Below are 11,751 nucleotides of genomic sequence, written 5' to 3' on the forward strand. Positions count from 1 at the left end.
CATTTCTTTTTCCTCGCATTGTAATCGTTGAATGTAAGACATTCGTCCCCATATACTCAATTACCTATTTAGTGAAACTCGTGATGACTCGTGTTTCACGAGATTCCCAGTAATCTGGCGGAAGCTAAACTAAGAGAGAGCTCTATGAACCCTGAGCGTTCCGAACGCATAGAAATCCCCGTATTGCCTCTGCGCGATGTGGTGGTTTATCCGCATATGGTGATCCCACTGTTTGTTGGCCGGGAAAAGTCAATTCGGTGCCTGGAAGCTGCAATGGACCATGATAAAAAGATCATGCTGGTTGCACAGAAAGAAGCCTCGACGGATGAGCCTGGTATCAATGATCTGTTTTCAGTCGGCACCGTAGCCTCTATTTTGCAAATGCTGAAATTGCCTGATGGCACGGTAAAAGTGCTGGTTGAAGGGCTACAGCGTGCGCGTATCACCACGCTTTCCGACAGCGGCGAGCATTTTGCTGCGCAGGCGGAATATCTTGAATCGCCGGTGATGGACGATCGTGAACAGGAAGTGTTGGTTCGCACGGCGATTAATCAGTTTGAAGGCTACATCAAGCTGAATAAAAAGATCCCGCCAGAAGTCCTGGCTTCGTTGCACAGTATTGATGATGCAGCACGCCTGGCTGATACTATCGCGGCTCATATGCCGTTGAAGTTAAATGATAAACAAGCTGTTCTGGAAATGTTCGATGTGACCGAACGTCTGGAATATCTGATGGCGATGATGGAGTCTGAAATCGATCTGTTGCAGGTCGAAAAACGGATTCGTAATCGTGTCAAAAAGCAGATGGAAAAGAGCCAGCGCGAGTACTATTTGAATGAGCAAATGAAAGCCATTCAGAAAGAACTGGGCGAGATGGACGATGCACCTGATGAGCATGAAGCGCTAAAACGCAAAATTGAAGCGGCTAAAATGCCGAAAGATGCGCGTGAAAAAACCGAAGCTGAACTGCAAAAACTGAAAATGATGTCGCCGATGTCGGCTGAAGCCACTGTAGTTCGTGGTTACATTGATTGGATGTTGCAGGTGCCGTGGAACAGCCGTAGCAAAGTTAAAAAAGACTTGGTAAAAGCGCAGGAAGTTCTGGATACCGACCATTACGGCTTGGAACGCGTTAAAGATCGTATTTTAGAATACCTCGCAGTACAGAGCCGAGTCAGCAAAATCAAAGGGCCAATCCTGTGTCTGGTGGGGCCTCCTGGGGTGGGTAAAACCTCTTTGGGGCAATCTATTGCTCGGGCGACAGGCCGTCAGTATGTGCGTATGGCATTGGGTGGCGTGCGTGATGAAGCGGAGATTCGCGGTCATCGCCGTACCTACATCGGTTCCATGCCAGGTAAATTGATCCAGAAAATGGCAAAAGTCGGGGTGAAAAACCCGCTTTTCCTGTTGGATGAGATTGATAAAATGGCGTCTGACATGCGCGGCGATCCAGCGTCTGCATTGCTGGAGGTGTTAGATCCAGAACAAAACGTGGCATTTAACGATCACTACCTAGAAGTGGATTACGATCTCTCGGATGTGATGTTTGTGGCGACCTCTAACTCCATGAATATTCCAGCCCCGTTGTTGGATCGTATGGAAGTTATTCGTCTATCTGGCTATACCGAGGATGAGAAACTCAATATTGCTAAACAGCATTTGCTGCCAAAACAATTTGAGCGTAATGCCATCAAGAAAGGTGAGTTGACCATTGATGACAGCGCGATCATGAGTATTATCCGTTATTACACCCGTGAAGCTGGGGTGCGTAGTCTGGAGCGCGAAATCTCCAAACTGTGTCGTAAAGCAGTCAAAAACCTGCTGATGGATAAAACGGTTAAGCACATTGAAATCACTGGCGACAACCTGAAAGACTTCTTGGGTGTACAGAAAGTCGATTATGGCCGTGCTGATACTGAAAACCGTGTAGGGCAAGTGACGGGCTTAGCATGGACAGAAGTGGGCGGTGATTTGCTGACCATCGAGACCGCGTGTGTGCCGGGTAAAGGTAAACTGACTTATACCGGTTCACTGGGCGAAGTTATGCAAGAGTCCATTCAGGCTGCATTGACCGTGGTGCGTGCGCGTGCGGATAAATTAGGCATTAACCCTGATTTCTACGAAAAACGCGATATCCATGTGCATGTGCCTGAAGGCGCGACGCCGAAAGATGGCCCAAGCGCAGGTATTGCGATGTGTACCGCGCTGGTTTCTTGTCTGACGGGTAACCCGGTGCGTGCCGATGTTGCCATGACTGGCGAAATCACTTTGCGTGGCTTGGTATTGCCAATCGGTGGTTTGAAAGAGAAACTGCTGGCGGCTCACCGTGGTGGGATCAAAGTGGTGCTGATTCCAGATGATAACAAACGTGATTTGGAAGAGATTCCGGACAATGTTATCGCCGATCTGGAAATTCATCCGGTTAAACGAATTGATGATGTTTTAGCCATTGCTTTGCAAAATCCAGCCTTCGGGGCACAGCCGGTAGCGTCAAAATAGTGACGGATCGCAAAAAGTATTGATAAAACTGATGCTGGGAAGTGAAATGCTACTTGCCAGCTATTTTCTGTGCCGCTAAGTTAGTTCATCTGTCTGACAAAAGTTTAAGCCTTTGGGCTGCTTGCTAAGGTCGGGCAGGGTTGATATAACAGCTGCGCTGTCGTGTTGTCCGTAGGGATTTTCGGCGCGACAATAGAATTCTAAAGGGGATGAAAGAGTGAATAAGTCACAACTAATCGACAAAATTGCCGCAGGTGCTGATATTTCTAAAGCGGCCGCTGGACGCGCGTTGGACGCAATTATTGCTTCTGTTACTGAATCTTTGAAAGAAGGGGATGACGTAGCTCTGGTTGGTTTTGGTACTTTTGCAGTACGTGAGCGTTCTGCACGTACTGGCCGTAACCCTCAGACAGGCAAAGAAATCAGTATTCCAGCCGCTAAAGTTCCAGGTTTCCGCGCCGGTAAAGGCTTGAAAGACGCTGTAAACTGATTGCCGCGCCAATTATCACCTGTAGCCGAATATTGTTTGTGTTAAACAATAACCTGACGCAAACAATAACCTGACGCAGTTGAGCTGGTAAGGTAAGATACAAGGCGCATCGTTAATGATGCGCTTTTTTTTCGCGCAGCAGCATGAAGGGCTGTCGCAAGGAATGCTGGGTTTATTTAGACCTGCGCAACAGTTTTTATCCATATTACAGCGGAGTATTGTCACATTATGATGGACAATTTACGCGCGGCTGCTAATAACGTCGTGCTCAAAATCATTCTAGCCTTGATCATGTTGTCCTTTATCCTGACTGGGGTTGGCAGCTATTTGATTGGCGGTTCCAACGACTTTGCAGCCAAAGTTAATGGCCAAGAGATTAGTCGTGGTCAGTTAGAACAGGCTGTGCAGAGTGAACGTGGCCGCTTGCAACAGCAATTAGGTGAACAGTTCTCCGCATTGGCTGCGAATGAAGGCTACATGCTACAACTGCGTCAGCAGGTACTTGGGCAATTGGTCAACAATATGTTGCTCGACCAATATGCTAAAAAATTAGGCCTGACTGCCAGTGACGAACAAGTGAAAGATGCCATCCGCCAGGCACCTTATTTCCAGACTGATGGTAAGTTTGACAACAGCAAATATCTTGAGCTGGTTAATCGCATGGGCTATACCCCAGACCAATTCGCTCAATTACAGCGCCAGCAGCTGGTTAATCAGCAATTGCTACAAGCCTTTGGTGATACTGGCTTTGTACTGCCTGTCGAAGCACAGGCGATGTCAGCGTTGATTTTACAACAGCGTGACGTCCGTCTGGCAACGCTAGACCTTAAAGCTCTTCAAGCGCAGCAGAAAGTCACTGATGAAGAACTGCAAGCGTATTACGACCAGAATAAAAATAGCTTCATTGCACCTGAACAAATGAAAATCAGTTTCATTGCGATGGATGCCGCTGCGATGCAGGACAAAATCACGATCACTGAAGAAGATATCGCCGCATATTACGAGCAGCATAAAAGCACCTATACCCAGCCAGAGCGACGTAACTACAGTGTTATTCAGTTTAAAACTGAAGCTGAAGCCAAAACTGCATTGGATGAGTTGAAAAAAGGCGCTGATTTTGCCGCTATGGCAAAAGAGAAATCGACTGACATTATTTCCCGCAAAAATGGCGGCGAATTGGGTTGGTTGGAGCCGGAAACCACCGCGGATGAGCTGAAACAAGCCAATCTGACTGAAAAAGGTCAGTTGTCTGATGTGGTGAAATCTTCTGTGGGTTATTTGATTGTTCGTCTTAACGATATCAAACCTGCACAGGTAAAACCGTTGTCAGAAGTTCATGATGCACTGGCTAAACAGGTTAAGCAGGAAAAAGCAGTTGATGCTTATTACGCCTTACAGCAAAAAGTAAGCGAAGCTGCTACCAGTGACAACGAATCTCTGGCGTCGGCAGAAGAAGCCGCAGGTGCTAAAGCTAAGCAAACTGACTGGTTCACCCGTGATGCTGTGCCAGCTGAGGTTAATTTCAAACCTGTGGTGCAAGCAATCTTTGAGGGTGGCTTAGTGGGTGAGAATGGCGCACCTGGCAGCAACTCTGATGTCATCACCGTTGATGGCGACCGTGCTTTTGTTATCCGCATTGACGGCCACAAACCTGAAGGTATTGAGCCATTTGATCAAGTTCGTGATCAGGTTGCCGAGCTGGTAAAACGTCAGAAAGCAGAACAATTGGCCCGTGTTGATGGTGAGAAGATCCTGACTGCGCTGAAGCAAGGCAAAGGCGAAGAAGCGATGAAAGCCGCTGGTATTAGCTTCGGTGAGCAGAAAACCTTGTCACGAGCACTAGATGATGACCAATTAGTACAGACTATCTTTAGCTTGCCTCATCCGCAAAAAGACCAGCCGGTGTATGGCTTGTCTCAGGACCGTCAAGAAAATATCGTCTTGATCGAGCTGTTATCGGTGACTCCGGGTAAATTGCCGGAAAGCGAGATGAAGGCCTTCGTCGCGAAGATGGAAGAAGGGTCTAGCGGTGTGACCTTTGATGCACTGATGGCGAACTTGCGCAAACAGGCCACTATTAAGATGGGTCCTGCGGAGCAACAACAACCTCAATAAAGTCATCATTGCAATAAGCTCCGCATTGATTTGCAATTCGATGTAACAACGAAAGGTCGCTTTGGCGGCCTTTCGCATATCTAAAATCTGCCCTTTGCGGCAAATCGGAGGCTGAGGCAAGGTAGGTATGCTGTCAAACACAAGGAGGATACAGCATGAAATTCATCGGAAAATTATTTGTCATAGCCGCATTATTAGCAGGTTTTAATATCCAGCCTTTGGCTTATGCCGCTCCCAGCCTCTCGGAGGGTAAAGCTCTCAACCCATCCGACAAAATCACGGCCAAGAGTAATCTTGCACCCAAAACCCCGGTAAAAACCACACATGATAAAATGATTGTAACTGCTACGGTGGGCAATCCGTTGGATAACACACAGAGCCAAATCAATATTAATAGCGCTGATGCGGAACAGTTGGCACAGTCCCTCAACGGGATAGGCAGGAAGAAAGCCGAAGCCATTGTGAACTATCGCGAGCAGTTCGGTTTTTTCACTGATGCAGAACAATTACTTGAAGTTCCGGGTATTGGCCCCTCTTTCTTAGAGAGAAATCGCGGCAAGCTGAGAATGTAGACGTCAGTTATAAAAGAGTCAGACGGGTATTAGTGAGTATTTGTCTGGCTCTTTCATCACAAACAATGCCCAGTATTCCATAATGTAAGGCGCAACTGTCCGGTAAAACTGTGACGTTAATCTGAATTATTGTGATGTTAATCCTAATTATATAGTAAGCATTCTATGAAGTGACTTTCCTCTGCTAGTCTTTCTTTCGAGGTCATACCAGTTGTGGTTGTCACTTTATTATTACGATTAACTGTTTGGAGAAACTCGTTGCCATGCATACTCATATCAAAGTCAGGGGTTTCCATATTGATGTTTTTCAACATGTTAATAATGCCCGCTACTTAGAGTTTCTCGAAGAAGCGCGTTGGAAATGGCTTGAAGGGGAGCCAGCCGCGCAATGGATGGCTGAAAATCAAATCGCTTTTATCGTAGTTAATATCAATATTAACTATCGTAAACCCGCAGTCTTGGGTGACCTATTGCGGATAGATAGCCAACTGTTAAAGTTGAATGGGAAAAGTGGTGTGATGAAACAAATTGTCACGCTGGAACCTGAGTTAATTCCGATAGCTGATGCAGAGTTGACTTTTGTTTGTATCGACCTGCATAGCCAAAAGGCATTACCCATTGATGGGGAATTGCACGAAAAGCTTCAGGAATTTGTTAATCGAGGGCGCTAAAAGGAAACTGTGATTAATCTAGACCTACCTCGCTCTGATTGAGCGAGGTCGTGAGCGCAGGGCAGTGATTTCGCTCAGGTAGTCACACTGGAGTACAAGATCAAACCAGCCCGGTTTTTTGTTTTAAGCTCAATAAAACTTTAGATTTATTAGCCAGATAGAACTCTAGCCCTTTGGCGCGTAAGTGGCAGGCAGCACATTGACCGCAGCCATCACCCTGAATCCCATTGTAGCAGGTTAGGGTGTCATGACGGACGCGATCAAGTTGCTGATAATAATCTGCCAATGCCCATGTCTCGGCTTTATCAAGCCACATCAGCGGGGTGATGAATGCTATATCTCGACCTATACCTAAATCTATTGCATGGTTAAGAGCCTTAACGAATTCATCCCGACAATCTGGGTAACCGGAGAAATCTGTTTCGCAGACGCCAGTAATAACCGCTTGGGCTTGTACCTGATAAGCATAAATGGCCGCCAAGGTCAGAAAAAGAATATTACGGCCAGGAACAAATGTGCTGGGAAGTGAATCTCCAGCCTCTTCATTGTGGATTGGGACGGGAATACTGTCTCGAGTCAGGCTGCTGACCGCTAGCTCATTGAGCATCGTCACATCCAACACTTTGTGCGCTTTAGCACCCAGTTGAATTGCCAAATCGCGAGCAACATCGATTTCTGTACGGTGTCGCTGCCCGTAATCGAACGTTATGCAGTGGACTTCATCATACTGCTGTAATGCTTGAATTAAGCAGGTTGTGGAATCTTGCCCACCACTAAAAACAACTACGGCACGTTTCATACTGTTACCTCGTACGGCTGTGAGCTTTAACTAGCTAATCTCACAGCAAAATTAAAAACTGGCAGTATGGTACTCAGATAGTGCTAGAAAAGGTAGCTGCCTGAGTTTGGTTATCAGGTTGTTGTGGGGGTAACCATGCTTGGCTGAAGTCGAACCAACCGTAAGCTGTTAATATTACACCATTAATTCGTGGTGGGGCATTGACCTGATATTGATAGTTGAACAGCGGCAGAATCAGCCCGGACAACATCAGGTTATTATAGTGTTCCCGTAATTGGCGAAAACGTTCTGGAGCCAGTTCGATTTGCTGAATGTGAGCTAACGTGTCTTGCTGCTGTTCCTGTTGCTGTGGTGAGAGTATGCCACGCCACAGTGGATCAAGCCGGAGCCAGCTTTCCATTGCGGCTTCAGGTGATTCACCGACTAAATGGTCTGCTAATAATAAATCTGCCTTTTCAATTTGGCGGGTATCTTTCCACTGTTTATCGTCGCTAGCACGGATTTCTAATGTACAACCTTGTGCTGCCAATACTGTTTTTAGTTGCTCAGCGACACTTTTTAGCTCCATTGGTGGCTGATATATCAGTATCAGATGGGCTGGCAACTGGGGGTCTTCATCAGCCTTAAACTTCGGGATTGGCCAGCCCGGCAGCATTTCATGGCTTGGCGTTATGATTCCGCGTCGGATTGATAGCTCCTCCAATATGCCGGAGGTTTGCACTAACATCAGCAACTTGGCTATTTGATGCGAAGTCATATCACAGCGGTGCTGATTAATTGCCAGATAACAAAATCCCAGGCTCATACTGCGCTGTACGGGGCGTGCTAAAGGGAAGTCCTCTTCTTGGCCGATGGTAATACGCACCGGATGTTGGCAACCCCCGTCGGCTGAGTGCTCCATCAGACTCGGGGTTATCCAATACTCGATAATCTCCAGATAAGGGTGCTGCAAATGGTAGAATTCATGTTGTTCTAGCCGTACCAGATGCTGCTCGAAAGTCGCCAACTTAAAAGGACCTGCGCCTAGCAGGGGGTGGTCTGGATGAAATAAGCGGCAGGGTAAATCAGCCAATCGATGAGCTAACCAGTAATCCGGCTGAGAAAGTGTAAATTGCAAACATAAAGCGTGGGGGAGGGTGATGGTCAGGATATTGGCAAAACTGGGTTGGCTGCGCGTATTTTCCCGCAGTAACATCAGCGTCTGCAATAATTGCTGGCCGTGAAGGCGTTCCCCATTATGCCAACGCAACTGACTGCGCAAAAAGAAGCGCCAGGTTAAACCATCATCACTGACTTGCCAGTGGTGAGCCAGATCCGGTTTGGGCTGAGGGTCACCGGTGTTAAAACGGGTCAGGCCCGCGTGTAAGGTATAAATCAGGTGTTGTTCGGCCCTCCCTATGGTGGTGAGTGGGTTTAAGGGTTCAAGTGTACGGTAATAAGGAATACGCAATACAGGGCTGTCTGCTTGCCATTGCCCGCCCATATGAGGGTTCAGCAAGGCTTGTAGGCGGTCGGGTGCCAGTTGAGCCAATTCGAGTGCAGCCTGGCTATCACCTTGTTCGAGAAACACCTGTAGATAGGCTGCCCGAAGTGCATCGGGGTTTTTCAGACATTGCAGTTGTGCCCGTTTTCCCCGACCCACCTGTGAATGCCAACTGAGCCACTCATTAGCCTGTAGCTGTTGTATTAAGGTACGAGCATGACGTTCGCTGCAAAACAGCAGACCAGCAACCTCACCGACGGTAGTCGCCGCTAAGTTATCTCCGAACTTTTGGTATAGGCGCTGATATTGGGTGAGCCGATGTATAATGCGCATAATTAAATCCGGAATAGTTTAAATTATTTGTTCACTATTAGTTCCGTAAATACTACGCCATAATTTTATACATATCACCAGTTTCACTCTTTATGAGGTTTTAAATGTACCGTTTAGCCGCTTTTGATATGGATGGAACCTTGCTAATGCGCGACCATAAGATTGGCGGCGCGACATTGAATGCGTTACACCAGTTAGTGGAGAGCGGAGTGATCCTGACATTTGCCACTGGTCGGCATTACCTTGATATGAAAGGTATTCTGTCTCATTCAGGCATTAACGGTTATTTAATTACTGGCAATGGCACTCGAGTGTGTGACATGGATGGAGTGCATTTAGATGGTATGGATTTACCGGCAGAGCTGGTGGAGTTTGTGCTGCGTACCCCATGGCAGACAAATGCCAGTGTTCATATCTTCCGTGATGATGGTTGGTTCACTAATTACAATGATCCAGCATTACTGGCGGCCCATAAAACCAGTAGTTTTCAGTTCCAACTGACCACGCTGGATGCATTACCGATGACGGGTAATCACAAAGTTTGCTTTATTGCGTCACATCAAGAGCTAGCTGAACTTAAGATTCAGCTTGAGCAGCAAATGGGCGACAAAGCTGATTTTTGTTTCTCGGCCGAGGAGTGCCTCGAAATGTTGCCTCGTGGTTGTAATAAAGGGGCGGCTTTAGAGCGATTAAGCCATCATCTTGATTTAACCTTGGCTGATTGCATGGCGTTTGGCGATGCGATGAATGATAAAGAAATGTTGTCGCGAGTCGGCCGTGGGCTAGTGATGGGAAATGCATTACCGCAATTGAAGCAAGAGTTACCTCAATTACAGATTATTGGTCGCTGCGAGGAACAAGGCGTAGCTCACTATTTGCAACATTGGCTAAGTTCACCACACCTCACCTATTCCCCCGAATTCTGAGGTCATATGCCCTTGGTTCTTCAAACTGAACCTTGGGTGTAGCTATTAGCCAGCCGGATAACCATCCGGTTTTTTTTCTTCCTCAAAGGGCCTATATTAAGGCCCTTTTATCAATGAGTTAAAGGTTGTTTAATTCATTGCGATAAGATGCTAAATCGCCGATATTGTTGCTTACCCACTGAGGATCGTAATAAGTATCGAGATAACGCTCGCCGCTGTCACAGAGTAGCGTCACGATAGCACCTGTTTGGCCCTGCTCGCGCATTTGTTTAGCTAATTGTAATGCTCCCCAAACGTTAGTGCCGGTGGATGCACCCACTTTGCGGCCCAATATACCCTCCAACCAATGGATGGTGGCAACACTGGCGGCATCAGGAACCCGTAACATGCTGTCGATCACTTCTGGGATGAATGAAGGCTCAGCACGTGGCCGACCAATCCCCTCAATCCGGCTACCACAACTGCCTGTAACTGTACGGTCACGGTGACAGAAACAATCATAAAAAACTGAGTTTTCCGGATCGACCACCATCAGTTGGGTGTCATGCCCTTGATAGCGAATGTAGCGCCCCAAAGTGGCGGAGGTGCCGCCAGTGCCGGCGCTCATGACAATATAGTTAGGAGTTGGGTGTGGTTCGCGGGCCATTTGGCGGAAGATACTATCGGCAATGTTATTATTCCCACGCCAATCAGTTGCCCGCTCAGCATAAGTGAATTGGTCCATATAATGGCCGTTAAGCTCACGTGCCAATTGCTCGGATGCAGCATAAATTTGCCCGGCATGGTCGACAAAATGGCAGCGCCCACCATAGAAAGTGATTTGCTCCACTTTACGTCGAGCAGTACAACTTGGCATTACTGCAATAAATGGCAAACCAATCAGGCGGGCAAAATAGGCCTCTGACACCGCGGTGCTCCCTGATGAGGCTTCTATTATTGTGGTGTCTTCTTTGATCCAGCCATTACATAGGCCATAGAGAAACAAAGAGCGGGCCAAACGGTGCTTTAAGCTACCGGTTGGATGTGTACTTTCATCTTTTAAATAGAGATAAATGCCGGGAAATTCGGGCAGATTTAAGCGGATTAGGTGGGTATCAGCGGAGCGTTGAAAATCAGCTTCTATTTCACTGATAGCATTTTTTACCCAAGTGTTGGTCATTTTATGGCCTGCGATGTAGGTAGTAAACTAATGATGACTAGGTTAACGGTTATCAAAGAAAAAAACGTTGCCATTTTTACTTCTTTATCGCCAAATGGTAGAAATTTATTCTATGGTTATTCGCTATGTTAGATAAAACTGACCGTAAGCTCCTGTGTATGTTGCAAGAAGATTGCACGCAATCACTGCAAGTGCTGGCCGAAGCTGTCAATTTGACTTCTACACCTTGCTGGAAACGTTTGAAGCGCCTTGAGGATGATGGGTTTATCCGCAGGCGAGTGGCATTGTTAGATAGCGAAAAGTTAGGATTAGGACTCACGGCATTTGTGCTGATCAAAACACAGCAGCATAATAGCGATTGGTATCAGGAGTTCGTCGAGTTCACCAAGCAAATGCCAGAGGTGCTGGCATTTTATCGAATGGCGGGGGAGTACGACTATTTGATGCAGGTTGAAGTCGCTGATATGAAGAGTTATGACAACTTTTACAAACGCATGGTGAACGGTGTGCCGGGGTTGATTGATGTAACATCCAGCTTTGCAATGGAAAAAATTAAATACACCACTGCGTTGCCTGTACCTGAGTGATTCCTGTCATTTTTCAAACTGCGGAGTGTGGGTTGCTTGGCATCTATTGGGTATAAAAAACCATTTTAACGATGGTATTCTACTGCCCTGTCGCATTTAGCGAGCAAATACCGATGT

The 11,751-nt window shown here is 46.9% G+C and carries 10 protein-coding genes; 7 read left to right on the forward strand and 3 right to left on the reverse strand.

Annotated features, from left to right (window positions below; genetic code table 11):
* Nucleotides 1-144 precede the first annotated feature (144 nt).
* The 5 genes from lon (at nt 145) to OVO64_RS07495 (ending at nt 6,347) form a co-directional block, all read left to right on the forward strand.
* Nucleotides 145-2,499, forward strand: a complete 2,355-nt coding sequence (gene lon / locus OVO64_RS07475) for an endopeptidase La (RefSeq protein ID WP_004707582.1) — start codon at nt 145-147, stop codon at nt 2,497-2,499.
* A 217-nt stretch (nt 2,500-2,716) separates the two neighbouring features.
* Nucleotides 2,717-2,989, forward strand: coding sequence for a nucleoid-associated protein HU-beta (hupB, locus tag OVO64_RS07480; protein WP_004392663.1), 273 nt, complete (start codon nt 2,717-2,719; stop codon nt 2,987-2,989).
* Between the two features lie 228 nt (nt 2,990-3,217).
* Nucleotides 3,218-5,104, forward strand: a complete 1,887-nt coding sequence (ppiD, locus tag OVO64_RS07485; protein ID WP_038631510.1) for a peptidylprolyl isomerase — start codon at nt 3,218-3,220, stop codon at nt 5,102-5,104.
* A 155-nt stretch (nt 5,105-5,259) separates the two neighbouring features.
* On the forward strand, nt 5,260-5,676 hold the full coding sequence (locus tag OVO64_RS07490; protein ID WP_050291376.1) for a ComEA family DNA-binding protein: 417 nt from the start codon (nt 5,260-5,262) through the stop codon (nt 5,674-5,676).
* A 263-nt stretch (nt 5,677-5,939) separates the two neighbouring features.
* Nucleotides 5,940-6,347 carry an acyl-CoA thioesterase gene (locus tag OVO64_RS07495; RefSeq protein WP_038631514.1) on the forward strand — a complete coding sequence of 136 codons (408 nt, stop codon included), beginning with the start codon at nt 5,940-5,942 and terminating at the stop codon, nt 6,345-6,347.
* A gap of 100 nt (nt 6,348-6,447) precedes the next feature.
* Here the strand turns inward: OVO64_RS07495 and queC are convergent, their stop codons facing one another.
* Nucleotides 6,448-7,146 (reverse strand): 7-cyano-7-deazaguanine synthase QueC, encoded by a 699-nt coding sequence (gene queC, locus OVO64_RS07500; protein ID WP_038631516.1) that lies wholly within the window; start codon nt 7,144-7,146, stop codon nt 6,448-6,450.
* 73 nt (nt 7,147-7,219) lie between these two features.
* On the reverse strand, nt 7,220-8,962 hold the full coding sequence (locus OVO64_RS07505; RefSeq protein ID WP_050291375.1) for an SgrR family transcriptional regulator: 1,743 nt from the start codon (nt 8,960-8,962) through the stop codon (nt 7,220-7,222).
* Between the two features lie 104 nt (nt 8,963-9,066).
* Between OVO64_RS07505 and cof the strand changes: the two genes are divergently transcribed.
* Nucleotides 9,067-9,888, forward strand: coding sequence for an HMP-PP phosphatase (cof, locus tag OVO64_RS07510; RefSeq protein WP_038631518.1), 822 nt, complete (start codon nt 9,067-9,069; stop codon nt 9,886-9,888).
* Between the two features lie 118 nt (nt 9,889-10,006).
* Here cof and OVO64_RS07515 read toward each other — a convergent pair whose 3' ends face one another.
* Nucleotides 10,007-11,047, reverse strand: coding sequence for a PLP-dependent cysteine synthase family protein (locus tag OVO64_RS07515; RefSeq protein ID WP_038631521.1), 1,041 nt, complete (start codon nt 11,045-11,047; stop codon nt 10,007-10,009).
* A 125-nt stretch (nt 11,048-11,172) separates the two neighbouring features.
* On the opposite strand from OVO64_RS07515, the gene OVO64_RS07520 reads away from it, so the two are divergent.
* Nucleotides 11,173-11,634: an Lrp/AsnC family transcriptional regulator gene (locus tag OVO64_RS07520; RefSeq protein ID WP_038631524.1), complete on the forward strand. Its 462-nt coding sequence runs from the start codon at nt 11,173-11,175 to the stop codon at nt 11,632-11,634.
* Nucleotides 11,635-11,751: the final 117 nt, after the last annotated feature.

Origin of the sequence: Yersinia sp. Marseille-Q5920 (assembly GCF_946902935.1) — a bacterium.
In the GTDB taxonomy this organism is placed as follows: Bacteria; Pseudomonadota; Gammaproteobacteria; order Enterobacterales; family Enterobacteriaceae; genus Yersinia; species Yersinia rochesterensis.